A 15,994-nucleotide genomic window follows, 5' to 3' on the forward strand; every position below is an offset into this window, starting at 1 on the left:
GTGTCTTTGAAGAGCATTTTCCGGAAGCGGGATGTATTTGTAAAATCGTTATTTTGTATCGATCGATAGGTAGGATCGATATATCAAGCGACCTTGGCCAACCGGCTTTCGAGCAGGTCGCCGCTTTCCTTCAGCAGCGGATAGGCGACGGCAGCCATGAGCGAATTGATTTCCTTGAGTGCCCGCATGGTCTCAAGGTGCAGATCGCTGGTTTCGATGCTCTGCACCTGCCCGGACTGCAGCCGCTTCAGATGCCGATCATGGCTCGCCCGTTCGAGTTTGCGCATCAGGTCCTTTTCCCCGACAAGCTGCCGCGCCGACTCCAGATTCCCCGACACCAGGACGTTCAGCGCAAGCTGCATGTTGGTCATGACACGATCATGAAGATCGGTGAGTTCGCTCCATCCTTCCTGGGAGAACCGCAATTTCTGATCGCGTTTTTCCAGCGCCAGCACGAGCAGGTTTTTCGCAACGATGTCGCCGGCACGCTCCAGATTGATGGCAAAATCGGTAAGGTCGATGCCGCGCTTCGCCTCGGCTGTGCTCATCGACCCCCGGTTGACCTCTGCAATGTAGAGCTTGATGTCCCTATGCGCTCGGTTGACCTCCTCGTCCAGTTTTTGCGTCGCGCGGATCTGCTCGGCCGTGCCGGTTTCCATCAACTGCATGACCGGGCGCAGCATGATCTCGACGACCTCGCCCATCCGCAGCAGCTCGCGTGTAGCGCTGGCCAGCGCCAGGCCGGGCGTTTGAATGACCGAGCGGTCAAGCGCGCTGACGCGCCGCGACAGGAGATTGGCGGCTTCGCCCGCCGGCGTCGGCTTGTCGGCGATGAGTTTGCCCAGCAACCATTCGGCTCGCCCGGCGAAAGGCAGACACAAGACCAAGAGCGCGAGATTGAAGGCGAGATGGAGGTTGACGAGCTGGCGGGCTTCGGTCGCCCCGAAAAGATGGGCCGGAAAGGGAAATATCTGGAAGGCGAGGAGAGCCGCGATTGCCGCCACCGACCTGAACAACAGATTGCCGAGCGGGATGCGGCGTCCATCTTCAGCCTGACCGCGCGTCAGCCAGACGGCAATCAGCCCGCTGCCGAGATTGGCGCCGAGGACGAAGGAAAGCCCGACCTCTATCGGCAGCAGGCCCTGGGTGGCCAGCGTCATGAGCAGCAGGATCGCCGCCACGCTCGAATGGATCAGCCAGGTAAACACTGCCGCCGCGACAAAGGCGGTAACGAAGTCCTGGCGCAGATATGAGATGGCAAGCGGCAGGAATTCGCTTTGCCGCAGCGGCGCTGTCGCCTCGCCGATCATCCGCAGCGACAGCAACACAAACGCTATTCCCATCAGGATGCGCCCGGTCTGCTTGATGCCGGCGGTTTCGAACTTCACAGCCATGGCGCCGCCGACCAGCAGCAGCACCGGCACCAGCCAGCTCAAGTCGAATGACAAGGCCTGAACCACCAGCGCTGAGCCCAGGTCGGCGCCGAGCAGGATCGCCAGGCCCGTCGAAACGCCGAGGATGCCGCTTGCCGCGAAACCTGCCGCGAGAATGGCAACCGCGGTCGAGCTTTGCAGCACGATGGCGAGCAGCGCCCCCGCGCCCGCGGCCCTGACCCGCCCGCCCTTTGCGTGCCGCAGCGAGTGGCGCAAGGCCGCTCCATGCGCCTGCTCGACAGCGGTACGCACCATGGAGACAGCCCATAAGAGCAGCATGGTGGCGCCGCCGATATGAAGCAGGATCAAGGAAAAATGCATATACAGCCTCCATGCCTGAAGAACGGGTCGTCAAACATCGGGCCCGTTCAAGGCTGGACGCGCTTCATTCATAAATCAAATCGTTAGTTTTAATATTTGTATCGGACTATTTTATGATGCTAGGCTGAGGTCTATCTGGGGAGCTTTCCATGCGCTACGTGCAGCTTCGAGCCTTCCATCACGTCGCGGTTTCCGGCGGGTTCTCCCGCGCCGCCGAGGTGCTCTTCCTGACGCAGCCGGCCATTTCCGATCAGGTGCGCAAACTGGAAGAGGAATATGACGTCCTCCTGTTCAATCGCAACAAGAAGCAGGTGACGCTGACGCAATCCGGCCAGAAGCTGCTGGAGATCACACGCCGCATGTTCGACACCGAGCAGCAGGCGTTGGAACTGCTGACCGAATCGCGAGCGCTGCGCTCCGGCACGCTGCGCATCGTCGCCGACGCAGCCCACCACCTGCTGCATATTTTAGGCATCTTCCGCCAGAAGTATCCCGGCATCAGGGTTTCGGTTCGGGCGGGAAACACCGAAACCGTGATCAGCAGCCTTTACAGCTACGATGCCGATATCGGCGTACTGGGCGAAGTGCCGACCGGGCGCGATTTCGAGATGTTGAAGCTCAACTCGACGCCGATCGTCGCCTTCGTTTCGGTCGACCATCCGCTAGCGGCGGCGAAGTCGCTGACGCTCGACGAACTTGCCGGCCAATCGCTGGTCATGCGCGAGCGCGGCTCGAAAACGCGCCAGAAGCTGGAAGATCTGGCGGCGATGTCGAAGATCGAACTGAAGCCGGCAATCGAGGCCGAGGGCCGGGAGGCCGTGCGCGAGATCGTGGCCTCCGGTGCTGGGCTGGGCTTCGTTTCAGCCGCCGAATTCGGCCAGGATTCCAGGCTTGTGTCGATTCCGATCGACGGGCCGGAAATGCTGATGGACGAGGCCCTGATCTGCCTGCGCGAGCGCAGTGGCGGCAAGCTTGTCCGCGCCTTTCTCGATATCGCCAAGTCGATGTCTGCCGGCTAGTCTAATCAAGACGCTGCGTCAGCCTTCACCCGTTCCGATTTCGGGTCGTAGGGACTGCGCAGGTGCGGTGTCGCGGCATAGCGCGTCCCGGCAAGATCGATCTCGAAGCGTGCGCCGGCAAGAAAATCCTTATCGACTCTTTGCGGTGCCTCGACCAAGCCCAGTGCTACCGAGCGGCCGAGGGTGTGGCCATAGGCGGCGGAGCGCACGTCACCCACCGGCTTGCCGTCGCGCAAGATGAGTTCGCCGCCCCATAGCATCGGCTCGGCATCATCGACGATGAACTGGACGATGCGGCGCCGCTGGGTTGCGCTGCTGGCCTTCACCAGTGCCTCACGGCCGATGAAACCGCCCGGCTTGTCGAGAGAAACCGCAAAGCCGAGACCCGCCTCGAACGGATTGATGTCGGGGGTCAGTTCGCGGCTCCAGGCGCGATAGCCCTTTTCGATCCGCAGCGCATCGAGCGCATAGTAACCCGCATCCGCAAGACCGAATTCGGCGCCTGCCTCGTGCAGCATCTCATAGACGCCGACCGCGAATTCGGTCGGCACGATCAGCTCCCACCCAAGCTCGCCGACATAGGTCATGCGGTTGGCGAAGGCCGTGGCACTGCCGATGTCGATCTCCCGGATGCTGGCGAAGGGGAATCCGGCATTGGACAGGTCGGCCGAAGTGATCTTGCCCAGAAGGTCGCGCGCCTTCGGCCCCATCAGCGCCAGCACCGCATAGGACGAGGTGACGTCGGTGAGGACGGCATGGGCGGCGGCAGGCGTGTTTCTGGCAATCCAGTCGGCATCGTGCACCGCCTGCGCCGATCCGGTGACGATCAGAAATTTTTGCGCCGACAGCCGCATCACGGTCAGGTCGCTTTCATAGCCGCCGCGCTCATTGAGCATGCCCGTATAGACGGAGGTGCCCGGCGCCACGTCTATATTGGCGGCGCAAAGCCGGTTCAGCACCGCGCAAGCATCGCGGCCCTGGACAAGAAACTTGGCAAATGACGTCTGATCGAAAACCGCGACGTTCTCGCGTGTCGCCCTCATCTCGCGCCGCACCGCCTCGTGCCAGTTCTGCCGGCCGAATGAATAGTCGGTGTGCGGTGCTTCGCCCGCAGCTGCAAACCAGTTGGCGCGTTCCCAGCCCATTTTCGAGCCGAAGCAGGCACCCTTGGCGGCCAGCCGGTCATAGAGCGGCGAGCGGCGGAACGGCCGCGCCGTATCCAGTTCGCGGTTCGGCCAAGGCATTGCATAGTGCAGACCGAGCGTTTCCTTGACGCGGTCGTGCAGCCAGCGCGGATTGTTGTTGAATGCGGCAAAACGGCGAATATCCACCGGCCACAGATCCATGGTCGGCGTGCCGTTGACGATCCATTCGGCCAGCGCTCGTCCAGCGCCGCCGGCGCTGGCGATGCCCATCGAGTTGAAGCCGGCGCCGACATAGAAATTTTTCAGTTCCGGCGCTTCTCCCAGGATGAAATTGTTGTCGGGCGTGAAGCTTTCGGGACCATTGTAGAATTTCCTGACCTCCGCCTGCTCCAGTTGCGGCACGCGGATCAGAGCGTTTTCCATCAATATTTCGAACTGCTCCCAATCGTCCTCAAGCAGCGCGAACTCGAAATTGTCCGGAATGCCGTTCATGCCCCACGGCTTTGCATGCGGCTCGAAGCCGCCCATGACGAGGCCGCCGACTTCCTCCTTGAAATAGATGAAACCGTCGGGATCGCGCAGAACCGGCAGATCGGGATGAACGCCTTCGATCCTGCCGGTGACGATATACATGTGCTCGGCCGAATGCAGCGGCACGGAGACGCCGCACATCAGCCCAACCTTGCGCGCCCACTGGCCGGCGCAGTTGACGACGATTTCGGCGGCGATGTCGCCGTGATCGGTCTCGACGCCGCAGGCCGCACCGTCCTTGACCTTGATGCCGGTCACTCTCACGCGCTCAATAATCCTGGCGCCGCCGTTGCGCGCGCCCTTGGCAAGCGACTGGGTCAGGTCGGTCGGGTTGGCCTTGCCGTCACCGGGCAGCCAGACGGCGCCGACCAGATCGTCGGTCGCCATCACCGGCCACAGCTCGGCCGCCTGCCGGGGCGAAATGAGCTCGACCTCCACCCCCTGCGCGCGCGCCGACGCGGCGGTGCGCTTCAGCACCGTCATGCGGTCGGCGGTTCGCGCGACCGCCAGCGATCCGCAATTCTTCCATCCGGTTGCAAGGCCGGTTTTGGCTTCGAGCTCCGCATAGAGCTGCGTCGAATATTTGATCAGCCCTGTCATGTTGGCATGGCTGCGCAACTGGCCGACAAGACCGGCCGCATGCCAGGTCGTGCCGCCGCTGAGCTGTCCCTGCTCGAGCAATACCACATCGCGGCAGCCAAGCCTGGTCAGATGATACGCGACCGAGCAGCCGATGATGCCGCCGCCGACGATGACGACGCGCGCTTGAGTCGGGAAAACATTTGCCATGACGAAGCCGATTTCGGTTGCAGATGGGTCAACATACCCTCAGCAGCCCAAAAATCAACATAAAATGCAACAAAATATCACATTCCATGCGCCACGATCAGTTGCGGCCCTCTTTTGGCGAGGGCTTCGACGATCGAAGCCGGGGGGCGTGCATCCACGATGATACCGGCGGCCAGTTCGAAGCGAGGAATTCGCAGCGGCGTCAGCTTTCCAAATTTGGTCTTGTCCAGCACGAAATAAGCCTTGTGGGCTGCGGCGACCATGCGCGAGCGTTGCTCGGCGCCGGCACGTGTGAAGTCCGTCACCTCGCCATCGGGCGAGAGCGCGCCGCCGCCCAGAAAGGCGACATCGACGCGAAACCGGCTGATCGCCTCGAGCGCGTCTATGCCAACCGCAGCCTCTTCGCCGGGGTCGATCTCGCCGCCGAACATGTGAACCCGGACATTCGGCAAGTGGCACATATGAAGCGCAATCGCCAGGCTTGCCGTGCAGATCGTGAGGTTCTGGCGCGCGCCGAGCGCGTGGGCGAGCGCCAGCGTGGTCGTGCCCGAATCCAGGAAGACCACCATGCCGTCATCGACGAGGTCGGCCGCGGCCCTGCCGATGGCGGCCTTCCCCGGCGCATTTTCCTTGCTGCGCTCGCTCATGACCGGCTCGCTGGTCTCGAAACGCCTGGCACCGCCATGGACGAGGTCCAGCCGGCCCTGGTCAGCGAGAAGCTTCAGGTCACGCCGTATCGTTTCGCGCGAGACGGCGAAAAATCCGGCAAGCTCGGTGATGCTGACGGAGCCCTCAACGGCTATGCGCTTCAGGATCTCGTCGTGGCGGCGCGGCGCGAGTGCTCGCGTCGTATGGCTGTGTGACTCGGACATGCTTTACTGTGGCGGGATGTCGCCGATGTTGCAAGCATGTGGCGTTATGTGGCGATCGACGCAGGTAAGGACTCTCAGACCCGGACGCGTGTTCCGGCCGGATCGTAGACGCAGCCCTCGACGAGAAATGCGCGACTGCGGCGGCCGAAAGCTTCCACTTCGATCTCCTTGAGCTTCATGTCGTCCCCGGCGAGATAGCCGAACACCAGTGACGCGCCGGCAGTGTGGCCGTAGTCGCCGCTGGTGGTCATGCCGACGGTGCGGTCTGCCACCAGCATCGCCTCGCCGCCATAGACCGGCAATGGCTCATCAAGCCGGAAGCAGGCGAGCTTGCGGCGAATGCCGCTTTCTTTTTGTTCAATCAGCGCATCGCGTCCCTGGAAATCGCCTTTCTTGATCGACACCGCAAATCCAAGCCCGGCCTCGAGCGGCGTGTCATCGGGGGTGATGTCGGCGCCCCAGTAAAGATAGCGCTTTTCCATGCGCAGGCTCGATATCGCCCTATAGCCCACGTCGGCGATACCGAACTCGTCGCCGGCTGCGCGCAGCGTATCATAGACATAGGACACGTATTCCGTCGGAATATGCAGTTCCCAGCCGAGTTCGCCGACATAGGTAACGCGCGCCGCCAGGACCGGTGCCCAGCCGATGCGTATTTGACGGCAGGTCATGTAAGGGAAAGCGTCGTTGCCGACATCGTCTTCGCTGACCCTCTCAAGAACCTTGCGTGCAAGCGGGCCGCAAAGATTGATGACGCCACGCGCGCTGGTCACCTCCTGCATGGCTACGGACCCGTCGCGGGGCATGTGCGCACGTATCCAGCCACCGTCGCGGGTTCCGAAACCCGAGCCGGTGACGATGTAGAACACGTCCTCGCGCGGCCGCATGATGGTGAGATCGGCCTCGATGCCGCCGCGCCTGTTGAGCAACTGCGTGTAGATCACGGCACCTGGGGCGCGCTCGACATTGGCCGCAGCCAGCCATTGCAGATAGGCGAGAGCTCCCGGGCCCGACACCTCGAATTTCGAGAAGGAAGACTGGTCGATCAACGCCACGCCCTCGCGCACGGCGCGGTGCTCGCGGCCGATCACCTCGGCATAGGGCGCACGCTCGAAGGTTTCAAGCGGCGGCTTCTCTTCGCCGTGCTTGAGAAAATAATTGGGCCGTTCCCAGCCGAACTTGACGCCGTGCACGGCGCCTTGCGCGGTGAGCGTCTGATAGAGCGCCGAGCGGCGCAGCGGACGGCAGGCCGACCGCTCCTCTTCCGGCCAGGCGACGGCGTAATATTTCGAGTAGGCCTCGATGGCGCTGTCGCGCAGATAGGCAAGGCCGGTGTGAGGCTGGCCGAAGCGGCGCAGATCGAAGGCCCACAAATCCATGCCCGGATCGCCCTCGACGATCCAGTTGGCCATGGCGCGGCCGGCGCCGCCGGAGGCGGCGATGCCCGAGGTGAAGCCGCAGGCGACAAAGAAATTGTCGAGGTCGCCGGCAAGTCCCATCACCGGCTCGCCGTCGGCGGAAATCGGAATCGGGCCGTTGACGACAGAGCGAACGCCGAGTTCGCTCAGTACGGGAATGCGGCTCGACGCGCCCTCGATCACCTCGGAAATACGCTCCAGATCGTCCGCGAAAAGCTCCTGGCCGAAGCTCATCGGCAGTTTGCCTAACCCATAAGCGGCGCGCGTCTCCTTTTCCCATCCGCCGATCGCCATGGCACCCGGCTCCGGCTTGACGTAGAAATTTGCGTCCGGATCGCGCAGTGTGGGCAGGTCGTCGGGCACCAGCGGCGATTTTTCGGTGACGAAGTATTCATGCTCGACCACGGTGACCGGCAGTTCGACACCCGCCAACTCGCCCACCTGACGCGCCCACAGCCCTGCCGCATTGACGACGATCTCGCAGCCGATCTCTCCTTCGGTCGTCTTTACGCCGTGGATACGGCGATGCTTGATCGAGAACCCGGTGACGGTCACGCCTTCGATAATGCGCGCGCCGCCGGTCCGGGCACCCTTTGCGTAGGCATGGGTCAGCGAGTAGGGGTCGACATGACCATCGGACGCGATCCAGGTCGCGCCGCGCAAATCTTTCGTGTCGACAAGCGGAAACAGGCGCTTGACCTCCTCGGGACCAACCAGTTCCATGCCGAAGCCATAGCTTCTGGCGGCCGTAGCGGCACGCTTCAACTCCTCCCACCGGGCGTCGGAGGCGGCAAGCCGCAGGCTGCCGACGTTTTTCCAGCCGACGTCCTGGCCGGTTTCGGCACCGATCCTCGCGCAGAGTTCGGCGCTGTACTGCATCAACCGCGTCAAATTCACCTTGCTGCGCAGTTGCCCCATCAGGCCGGCCGCATGCCAGGTGGAGCCGGCGGTCAGCGCGTTCTTTTCGAGAAGCAGCACATCGCGCTCGCCCGCCTTGACGAGGTGGTAGGCGATGCTGGCGCCGAGCGCGCCGCCGCCAACGATGACGATGCGGGAATGTGAGGGAACTTTGCTGGACATGTTCGCCTTTCCGGCCTGCCCGCCAAGGCGGGAATTGAATTGTGGGAAGCTGTGCCGCCGGCGCGCGTTGCACCGACGTCAGGCGCTCATCTGGCGCACATACCAGCGCACGTAGCGGTCGACATTCTGCTCCTTGAGCGGCGAATAAGGCCCGGGCTCGAAGCCGGGCGAGGTGACGCCGATCCATTGGCGACGGCAGATTTCCCAGTCTTCGGACATGACCTTATCGTGGAAGGCCGCGAGTTTTTCGGGATCATAGTCCTGGCCCTCGACCGCATTCTCGTCGACGAGCCAGTAGCCGCGGACGATGGTTTTGCTCGGCGACACCGGTGTGATGCGCACCGTATGGGCATAGTCGGAATTGGCATGGCACCAGAAATTGATGTTGGTGTTGGCTCGCGCCGTGCCCATGTCGGGGTCGGTGAAACCCGCCATCAGCACCTTGCAGACGAGTTGGCCGTCCGGACTTTCCGTGACCATGCCCTTGCGTACCGGCGTGCGATTGGCGCGGAACCACTCCGCGGTGTTGTTGGAAGAGGTGTTGACCCGGGTGACGTCGAGCCCCGCCTTATCCCAGCGGATTGAACAGTCGGCGAGCCGCCGGGCGATTTCGTCAGCCAGATCCGGGTTGTCGTTTTCGGTGTCGTATTGCACCGAGACATAGCCGTGATGATTGACCTGGCAGTGGTAGCATTCGCGATTGTTCTCGACGACGATCTTCCAGTTCACATCGAGGTGGTAGTCGCGGATCAGCGCGATCCTGGCGCGCGCCATGCCCTGCGATTTCAGGATGGGCGAAAGATGGTCACGCAACTCGCTGAAGGGCGACGGCTTATCGGAAAGATTGACGAAGATCAGGCCGTCAAATTCCTCGACATGTACGTGCTTCAGCCCATGGGCACTCTTGTCGAAGTTCTCGCCCATCATCGGTGCGCCGATCAGCGCGCCGTCATGCGCATAAGCCCAGGAATGATATGGGCAAACCAGCCGCGTGGCCTTGCCTTTCTCCTCGGTGCAAATGATCGAGCCGCGATGGCGACAGACATTATGATGGGCGTGCAGCTTGCCGGCACTATCACGCACCATCACCACCGGAGCGCCGCCGACATTGAGCGTTGCATAATGGCCAGTCCTGGGAAGCTCGACCGAGTGCCCGGCGAAGAACCAGTTGTTGCGAAAGATCTTCTCTTGCTCGGCTTCGAAAATCTCGTCGCTGGTGTAGAACTCCCGCGGCAAGCCATATCCGGGGCGGTAATCCTTGAGCCAATGGACGTTCATTACAGCGTCTCCAGAGGGCGTCTATCGGTGTATTGGAATTGTTCTTGTCCGACCCGGCAAACATGAATATCTTGGGGCAAGCACAAGAAAAACTAATGGTAATCATGGCCGTTACCCGTGCTCCCCTGAACTGGCTTCGGGCATTCGAATCCGCCGCGCGCCTCGGCAGCTTTGCCGCCGCGGCCGCCGAGTTGAACGTGACGCCGTCGGCTGTCAGCCAGCACATCCGCGCCCTGGAACTGCGCTTGTCGAAAAACCTGTTCAGTCGCCATGCCAATGGCGTGGTGCTGAGCGCCGCGGGCAGGCGCTACGCCGAAGATCTCGGCAGCGCATTTGCACTGATCGAGGAGGCGACGGCGAAACTTACCGGCAGCGGTGGCCGCGAAATGCTGGTCATCCATGTGGCGACTTCATTCGCAAGCCAATGGATCGCACCGCGGCTCGATCTCTTTCGTGCGTCGCATCCAGCTATCGATCTCCGGCTGACCGCGCTTGGCCAGGGGATAGACCATGGCGGCACCAAGGCTGACGCCGAGATTCGCTACGGGTGGGGCGACTGGCCAAAGCTTGAGGCTGTCCAGTTGATGCGGGAAGAGGTTTTTCCCGTATGCGCGCCCGGTCTCGCCGCCGACCTTTTGTCGCCGCGCGACCTGAAGGCCCGTGATCTTTTACATGTGCCGGGCTACGCTGAAGATTGGGACATGTGGCTGGCTCTTGCCGGCGTTACCGGCATCGACACGTCCGAGGGTGCATCCTTCGACCAGTCGATCATGGCGATCCGGGCCGCGGTCGAGGGCAAGGGCGTCGTGCTCGGCCGCTCGGCACTGATCGAGCGGGAGCTGGCCGCAGGGCTACTCGTGGCGCCATTCCCACAGAGGCTGCAAAGTTCTGGCGCCTACTGGTTCCTCGCCTCGCCGCAAAACGCCTCCGCGCGGAAGGTGCGCGCTTTCAGGGATTGGCTTCTGGACGCGGTCCACGCAGCGAAAGCCGCAGCAGAGAGCGTCCGTGGCTAGGACCGCCGCAGATCGATCCGGCTGGTCATGACTTTCTTGCCGCTTTTTGGGTCGGTGTCGGTCGTGGTCAGGCGCATGGCGGCCTCGCCCAGTTTCTCGATCGTCAGCTGAGCGGAATGGTCGCCATTGACCTGCTTGGCCCACTGAATATCGAGATTGATCGCCGACCCCGCGCGGCTGCCCGTCAATCCGGCGGTGCCAGTGCCTGCGCCGACATAGGAGCCGCTGTACCTTGTTCCATCCGCCTGAAGATCGGCGCCGATAGCCCGCGAAAAGATCAGCAGCCCTGTGCATCTCCCATCCAGCGACAACGCACTCGCCGTCGTGTCGGAGTTGAACACGCATGAGACCTTGACGGGAGACGAATCGGTGCGAACCTTCACGGTGCCGCTGCCCTTCCAATCGCCCTCGAGCGATTCCAGGAAAGTGGCTTCGTCAGCATGCGCGACGCCGATGGACAATACCATAGCCACTAAACTTGGTGCGAGCGCTCTCATCGTTGCTTCCCTCGGTTCAAAAAAGGACGCGTATGGCTATCGCCAGTAACGATGGTGATTAGATGACGTCTGTCCCAGGATAAACCCCACCATCACGCCAAGGAGTGCCGTTGTCGTAAGCACTGTCGCCGCAGTGCCGGGGTTTTCGCGAATGACGTCGGTTACCGCCTGCGCCTGCCGCGTAGCCGCACTTGCCGCCGATTTCGCCTGCTCGGTTCCGGCCTGATACATTTCGGAACCGCTTTTTGCCAACTCCGCGGTAATGTTCGCGATCTGGCTCCTGAGTTCCTCAATCTGCTGTTCCACAGTTCCGGAAGTAACAGCGGATGACCTGGCAGATACCGTCGAGTCGCGGCGCTTGGGTGAACTATCTTCCGATTGGTTTGCCATTGTTCGCTTCTCACTTTGGGAAGTAGGATAAATGGAACGAATGCCGTTTCGTTCCGCCAAGTTTATTCCTCGGCCGACTTCCCGATGGTGTCGGCAACCACTGCTCCGCGTTCTCCCATGGGTTTTGGTCGGCCGACGGTTGAGTCCTGCGCAGTCTGATGCTCCATTTCCGCATTGAGCTCGGCGCCGACGATCAGGATGATTACGGAAATCCACGTCCACATCATCAAGCCGATGACCGCGCCAAGCGAGCCGTAAGTGGCATTGTAGTCGGCAAAATTCTGCAGATAGAATGAGAACCCTGCCGAGGCAGCCATCCAGACCACCGTTGCCGTCACCGCGCCCCAGTTCAGCCAGCGCCACTTGGCACTTCTCCTGCTTGGCCCGAATCTGTAGATCAGCGATATGCCGAACCAGACCGCTCCGAGCAGCACCGGCCAGCGCCCGATGGCAATGAGGGCCTGTGCCCAGCGCTCCAGATTGAGCAAAGCGAGCATGGCGGGGACAACGCCGACCGCAAGCAGAAGAAGAATGCCTATCAACAGAGCCCCCAGCGTAAACGCTGCCGAAGACAGGTTCAGCATTAGGAAGCTCCGCTTCTCGGTCTCCTCATAGGCAATATTCATCGCGTCAAACAGCGCCTTGATCCCATTATTGGCGCTCCATAGAGCGACGCCCAGACCAACGAGAAATCCGATGCCGAGCGCGCGGTCGCCTTCGGCCAACAAGGAGCCGAGCTGCGTCTTGATTATGTCGATGCCTGCAGCGGGGAGCAGGCCGCCGAGATAGGATATATGGTCGGCAATCGTCTTGGGGTCGGCCACGAAGCCATAGAGCGAGACGAAGGCGGCCAAGGCAGGAAAGAGCGCAAGCAGCAGATAGAAAGTCACACCTCCGGCCACCAGCATGACGCGGTCGTCGTTCACTTCCGACCACACGCGCCACAGAATATCCTTCCAGGCCAACTTCGGCAGCTCCGAGGGCCAATCGGCGTCCCGTCCACGATCGTCAGTCATCCTTGGTCCTCGGTCACATCTGCCAGCCGGATGCGTACCGAACTCTCCCGCAGCCCTTAGGTTTCCGGGCCCTTCCCAAAAAAATCTTCGTCGAAATGGAACCGGGATGCCGCGAACCGGTTCGAATCGGAAAGGAGATCGCGCCATGAACAGCGTCATATACCTCATCGGCCTTGTCGTCGTCGTGCTTGCGATCCTGTCTTTCCTCGGGATTGGTTAGGAGAACGACATGCAAGGTGAGGCCGACAAGGATCGCCCGAAATCCGATTTCGCGGCTGCTAAACACGAATTCGCTGACAAGCTGGAGCAGGAAAAGCGTTCCGCCACCGAGGCCCTGCATGAGGCCAGGGATGAAATCACCGCCAAGGCCGGTGAATATGCATCGGAGGCCAAGGATGCGCTTTTTCAACAGGCCGAGGGAGCGCAACGGAGTATCGGTGCCAATCTGACGGCGTTGGGGGGAGCATTGCGCGCGGCCGGCGAGCACCTCGCTAAAAACGACCAGCCCACCGTCTCGAAGCTCGCTTCCAATGCCGCCGGCGGACTGGAGCGGCTTTCCTCTTCATTGAAGAACAGGCCCTTCGAAGATGTGCTGAGAGAGATCAGGGCCTTCGGCCGCGAGAACTCTGGGGCGCTCATCGCCGGCTCGGTTCTGGCGGGGCTGGCGCTTGGCCGCTTCCTCAAGAGCTCAACGTCGAACACCTCCACCGGTGAGGCCTCCCGCCCTGGCGCAGGCGGTACCGGCACCGGCATGGGCAGCATGTCCCCCACAGGGCCAATCTCGTCGGATGTGGTCGCGCAAGCCAATCTATCCAACCGCGACACGCGTCAACCAAGCAAACCGAGCGACCAAGGCCCCAATAGAAATGTGGAGTCTACCCCATGAACGAGACCCATCAGGACAGCCGCGGCCTGACCACGCTTATTGGTGATCTCGCCCAGCAGGTCACCACTCTGCTGCAGACGGAAGGAAGGCTGCTGCGGGCGGAAATTTCGGAAAAGCTTGGCAAAGTCGGTGCGGGCGCCATTCAGGTGTTGGGCGGCGCAATATGCCTGCTGGCCGCTCTGATGGTGCTTCTGCAGGCGCTGGTCATTGCGCTCGCCGAAGCCGGGCTCGGGGCCGGCTGGTCGTCGCTGCTCGTCGGAGTGGTCGTGGCGATATTGGGCGTCATCCTTTTGCGCACGGGCACTGCAAGCATGGACCCAGCCGAGCTTACGCCCGACCGTACCCAAAGCCAACTTAAGCAAGATGTACGCGTGGTTAAGGATCAATTGAAATGAGCGACAAACCCGCAGCCGAAATCGAACGCGAAGCTGAAATCGCGCGCGCCAGGGTCGCAGACACGGCCGAGTCCATCAGAAGCAAAATGACGCCAGGTCAGTTGATCGACGAGTTCACCGGCCTGTTCACCGGTGGCGAGACATCCACCGCCGTTTCAAACCTGAAGGCGCAGATCCGCGACAATCCGCTTCCCCTGACGCTGGTCGGAGCCGGATTGGCGTGGCTCATGTTTGGAGAAGGCGCTTCGGCCAGAAGTTCCGATTCCATGGACATGCGCCGCATGAGCCGGACAACGGATGGGAGCGCGTCGGATTTCGGCACTGCGGGCAGTGAATGGGGCTCCGGCGACGGCACACGGAGCTCGGGTGGCTCCATCGCCAGCACATTGTCGGGTGCGGCCGAAGCAGTGACATCGGCGGCGGGTAGTGCCGCCGAAGCCGTCAAAACGAGTGCCACGGGCGCAGGGCGGCGGCTGAGCGGCACTGCCAGCGACTATGGCGCCAGCGCTGCTGGCATGGCTGCACGGGCGCGGCATAGGGCTGAGGATTTGTTCGAGCGCGAGCCGCTGCTGGTCGCAGCACTGGGGCTTGCGGTGGGCACCGCCATCGGGGCGATGCTGCCCCGAACCGCCGTCGAGGACGAGCAGATGGGCCGTTATCGCGACAAGGCGCGCGATGCCGCCGGTGACCTGCTTCAACAGGGTATCGAAGGCGCAAAGGATGTTGCCGCCGAAGCCTACAGCACGATCAAGGAGGAAGCCGACCGGCAGGGCCTGCGCGGCGGTGGCGACACCTCCATGGTCGAGCAGGTCAGCGAAGTTGCAAAGTCGGCAGCAGCCCGTACGGAGGAAGCCGTTCGCGAACGGATGGGCGCGCAACCAAGGCGGCCAGAAAACACATAGCCTCTGCCCGAGACAGTGAGATCAGCCTGCAAGGCGAGCCGGCCTTGCAGGCTGATCCTGTTCTGGTTCTCACCCGAAGCAGTGCTGCCTCGGTCACTGGTGTAGCCGTGCATTTTCGCCCGAGGGGCCCGGCTCCTTCCTTATTGCTGCGCGGAACTTAGATCCTCCACTTCCGTTACCTGCGAAAGCAGCGAGGATGGGTGCATTGAAAAACGGCTCTATTTGGCGCAGCTACAGCTACGCATGGATCACCTTGGCGTTTTTCGTTTTGACGATTGTCGGGCATTGGGTGTTCGGCTGGTTCGCGTTCGTTAGCGAGCAGCAGTCCCATGGCGAAGCGGCAACTTTCGGTCCCTACGTCGTCGAGATGGCGCGCGACACGCTGGAGAATTGGCAATCGGAATTCCTCCAGCTTTTGTGGCAAGTCGGAGGCTTGGCATTCCTGCTGTTTCTCGGGTCGCCACAATCCAGGGAAGGCAGTGATCGCCTTGAGGCAAAGGTCGATGAACTTTTGAAGCAACTCAATCCGGAGAGGGCGGACCAGCTCATCGATGAAATCGATGAGCGCTATTCGGGGAGACACACCGACATTCCCCATGCGCATCGCTGACCTGCTCCAGAGCCCTGTCGGCACGGGGCTGTAACCGCGCCGAAGACCCACGTGGGATCGGTCTCTCCGATTATTTGCCCGAAAGGGTGAGTTTGTGCGCTTGCTATCGGGAACTTAATGCGCCGTCACCGGTTCTTTCCGCTCACGGAGGAGGAAGCTCATGCGTTTTGAAGCCGTCAAGGTATCCAGCGGTTGGTCCGTCCATGACGTTATTTTTGACCTGCCTGCCGAAGCCGGCGGCCGGTTGCTTACCGGCCTTTCCCGCGACGAAGCTGAAAAAGCGGCGGCAGCAGCCAACCGGGAAATGCTGCGCTGGAGACCGGCTCCCAAAGGATCCGACAATCGAGTCTTGAGCGGTTAGCTGCGGCAAATCCGCGGGGACGTTTTTTCTAGCGGCCA

The 15,994-nt window shown here is 61.8% G+C and carries 15 protein-coding genes; 7 read left to right on the plus strand and 8 right to left on the minus strand.

Going from position 1 to position 15,994, the window contains the following annotated elements; translation table 11 throughout:
* Positions 1–83 precede the first annotated feature (83 nt).
* Entirely contained in the window at positions 84–1,754 is a 1,671-nt protein-coding gene (locus ACLKMW_RS07355; protein WP_415723755.1) for a Na/Pi cotransporter family protein, read from the minus strand.
* 149 nt (positions 1,755–1,903) lie between these two features.
* Between ACLKMW_RS07355 and ACLKMW_RS07360 the strand changes: the two genes are divergently transcribed.
* The gene (locus tag ACLKMW_RS07360; RefSeq protein ID WP_415723756.1) at positions 1,904–2,773 is read left to right on the plus strand and encodes a LysR substrate-binding domain-containing protein; all 870 of its coding nucleotides are present in this window, start codon (positions 1,904–1,906) and stop codon (positions 2,771–2,773) included.
* A gap of 5 nt (positions 2,774–2,778) precedes the next feature.
* On the opposite strand, the gene ACLKMW_RS07365 is transcribed toward ACLKMW_RS07360, so the two are convergent.
* The 4 genes from ACLKMW_RS07365 to ACLKMW_RS07380 form a co-directional block, all read right to left on the minus strand.
* Complete coding sequence (locus ACLKMW_RS07365) at positions 2,779–5,238, minus strand: GcvT family protein (RefSeq protein WP_415723757.1); 2,460 nt, start codon at positions 5,236–5,238, stop codon at positions 2,779–2,781.
* Between the two features lie 77 nt (positions 5,239–5,315).
* Positions 5,316–6,110 (minus strand): DeoR/GlpR family DNA-binding transcription regulator, encoded by a 795-nt coding sequence (locus ACLKMW_RS07370; RefSeq protein WP_415723758.1) that lies wholly within the window; start codon positions 6,108–6,110, stop codon positions 5,316–5,318.
* 74 nt (positions 6,111–6,184) lie between these two features.
* Positions 6,185–8,608 carry a GcvT family protein gene (locus ACLKMW_RS07375; protein ID WP_415723759.1) on the minus strand — a complete coding sequence of 808 codons (2,424 nt, stop codon included), beginning with the start codon at positions 8,606–8,608 and terminating at the stop codon, positions 6,185–6,187.
* 78 nt (positions 8,609–8,686) lie between these two features.
* Positions 8,687–9,886 (minus strand): aromatic ring-hydroxylating oxygenase subunit alpha, encoded by a 1,200-nt coding sequence (locus tag ACLKMW_RS07380; protein WP_415723760.1) that lies wholly within the window; start codon positions 9,884–9,886, stop codon positions 8,687–8,689.
* A 95-nt stretch (positions 9,887–9,981) separates the two neighbouring features.
* Here ACLKMW_RS07380 and gcvA point away from each other — a divergent pair, with 95 nt between their 5' ends.
* A complete protein-coding gene (gcvA, locus tag ACLKMW_RS07385; RefSeq protein WP_415723761.1) occupies positions 9,982–10,899 on the plus strand; it encodes a transcriptional regulator GcvA in 918 nt (305 codons plus the stop codon).
* Here gcvA and ACLKMW_RS07390 read toward each other — a convergent pair.
* From ACLKMW_RS07390 to ACLKMW_RS07400, 3 genes are all read right to left on the minus strand, one after another.
* Positions 10,896–11,396 (minus strand): hypothetical protein, encoded by a 501-nt coding sequence (locus ACLKMW_RS07390; RefSeq protein WP_415723762.1) that lies wholly within the window; start codon positions 11,394–11,396, stop codon positions 10,896–10,898. The two genes, gcvA and ACLKMW_RS07390, sit on opposite strands and share 4 nt — an antisense overlap.
* 36 nt (positions 11,397–11,432) lie before the next feature.
* Positions 11,433–11,786, minus strand: coding sequence for a hypothetical protein (locus ACLKMW_RS07395; protein ID WP_415723763.1), 354 nt, complete (start codon positions 11,784–11,786; stop codon positions 11,433–11,435).
* Between the two features lie 62 nt (positions 11,787–11,848).
* Positions 11,849–12,802 (minus strand): YihY/virulence factor BrkB family protein, encoded by a 954-nt coding sequence (locus ACLKMW_RS07400; protein WP_415723764.1) that lies wholly within the window; start codon positions 12,800–12,802, stop codon positions 11,849–11,851.
* A 229-nt stretch (positions 12,803–13,031) separates the two neighbouring features.
* Here ACLKMW_RS07400 and ACLKMW_RS07405 point away from each other — a divergent pair, with 229 nt between their 5' ends.
* The 5 genes from ACLKMW_RS07405 (at position 13,032) to ACLKMW_RS07425 (ending at position 15,956) form a co-directional block, all read left to right on the plus strand.
* The gene (locus ACLKMW_RS07405; RefSeq protein ID WP_415723765.1) at positions 13,032–13,688 is read left to right on the plus strand and encodes a hypothetical protein; all 657 of its coding nucleotides are present in this window, start codon (positions 13,032–13,034) and stop codon (positions 13,686–13,688) included.
* Complete coding sequence (locus tag ACLKMW_RS07410) at positions 13,685–14,083, plus strand: phage holin family protein (RefSeq protein ID WP_415723766.1); 399 nt, start codon at positions 13,685–13,687, stop codon at positions 14,081–14,083. Before ACLKMW_RS07405 ends, ACLKMW_RS07410 begins: the two co-directional genes overlap by 4 nt.
* Positions 14,080–14,985: a hypothetical protein gene (locus tag ACLKMW_RS07415; protein ID WP_415723767.1), complete on the plus strand. Its 906-nt coding sequence runs from the start codon at positions 14,080–14,082 to the stop codon at positions 14,983–14,985. The genes ACLKMW_RS07410 and ACLKMW_RS07415 overlap by 4 nt, the downstream gene beginning before the upstream one ends.
* 205 nt (positions 14,986–15,190) lie before the next feature.
* Entirely contained in the window at positions 15,191–15,595 is a 405-nt protein-coding gene (locus ACLKMW_RS07420) for a DUF6766 family protein (RefSeq protein ID WP_415723768.1), read from the plus strand.
* A gap of 160 nt (positions 15,596–15,755) precedes the next feature.
* Positions 15,756–15,956: a hypothetical protein gene (locus ACLKMW_RS07425; protein ID WP_415723769.1), complete on the plus strand. Its 201-nt coding sequence runs from the start codon at positions 15,756–15,758 to the stop codon at positions 15,954–15,956.
* The last annotated feature ends 38 nt before the right edge of the window (positions 15,957–15,994 follow it).

It is taken from the genome of Borborobacter xinjiangensis, from assembly GCF_047739745.1.
Lineage (GTDB): Bacteria > Pseudomonadota > Alphaproteobacteria > Rhizobiales > Rhizobiaceae > Pseudaminobacter.

Bases quoted from the DNA above. Each gene is read 5' to 3' on its own strand.
- ACLKMW_RS07375 (WP_415723759.1), bottom strand. From the start codon at position 8,608: ATGTCCAGCAAAGTTCCCTCACATTCCCGCATCGTCATCGTTGGCGGC.
- ACLKMW_RS07395 (WP_415723763.1), bottom strand. From the start codon at position 11,786: ATGGCAAACCAATCGGAAGATAGTTCACCCAAGCGCCGCGACTCGACG.
- ACLKMW_RS07425 (WP_415723769.1), top strand. From the start codon at position 15,756: ATGCGTTTTGAAGCCGTCAAGGTATCCAGCGGTTGGTCCGTCCATGAC.
- ACLKMW_RS07405 (WP_415723765.1), top strand. From the start codon at position 13,032: ATGCAAGGTGAGGCCGACAAGGATCGCCCGAAATCCGATTTCGCGGCT.
- ACLKMW_RS07400 (WP_415723764.1), bottom strand. From the start codon at position 12,802: ATGACTGACGATCGTGGACGGGACGCCGATTGGCCCTCGGAGCTGCCG.
- ACLKMW_RS07355 (WP_415723755.1), bottom strand. From the start codon at position 1,754: ATGCATTTTTCCTTGATCCTGCTTCATATCGGCGGCGCCACCATGCTG.
- ACLKMW_RS07370 (WP_415723758.1), bottom strand. From the start codon at position 6,110: ATGTCCGAGTCACACAGCCATACGACGCGAGCACTCGCGCCGCGCCGC.
- ACLKMW_RS07360 (WP_415723756.1), top strand. From the start codon at position 1,904: ATGCGCTACGTGCAGCTTCGAGCCTTCCATCACGTCGCGGTTTCCGGC.
- ACLKMW_RS07365 (WP_415723757.1), bottom strand. From the start codon at position 5,238: ATGGCAAATGTTTTCCCGACTCAAGCGCGCGTCGTCATCGTCGGCGGC.
- ACLKMW_RS07380 (WP_415723760.1), bottom strand. From the start codon at position 9,886: ATGAACGTCCATTGGCTCAAGGATTACCGCCCCGGATATGGCTTGCCG.
- ACLKMW_RS07390 (WP_415723762.1), bottom strand. From the start codon at position 11,396: ATGAGAGCGCTCGCACCAAGTTTAGTGGCTATGGTATTGTCCATCGGC.
- ACLKMW_RS07410 (WP_415723766.1), top strand. From the start codon at position 13,685: ATGAACGAGACCCATCAGGACAGCCGCGGCCTGACCACGCTTATTGGT.
- gcvA (WP_415723761.1), top strand. From the start codon at position 9,982: ATGGTAATCATGGCCGTTACCCGTGCTCCCCTGAACTGGCTTCGGGCA.
- ACLKMW_RS07415 (WP_415723767.1), top strand. From the start codon at position 14,080: ATGAGCGACAAACCCGCAGCCGAAATCGAACGCGAAGCTGAAATCGCG.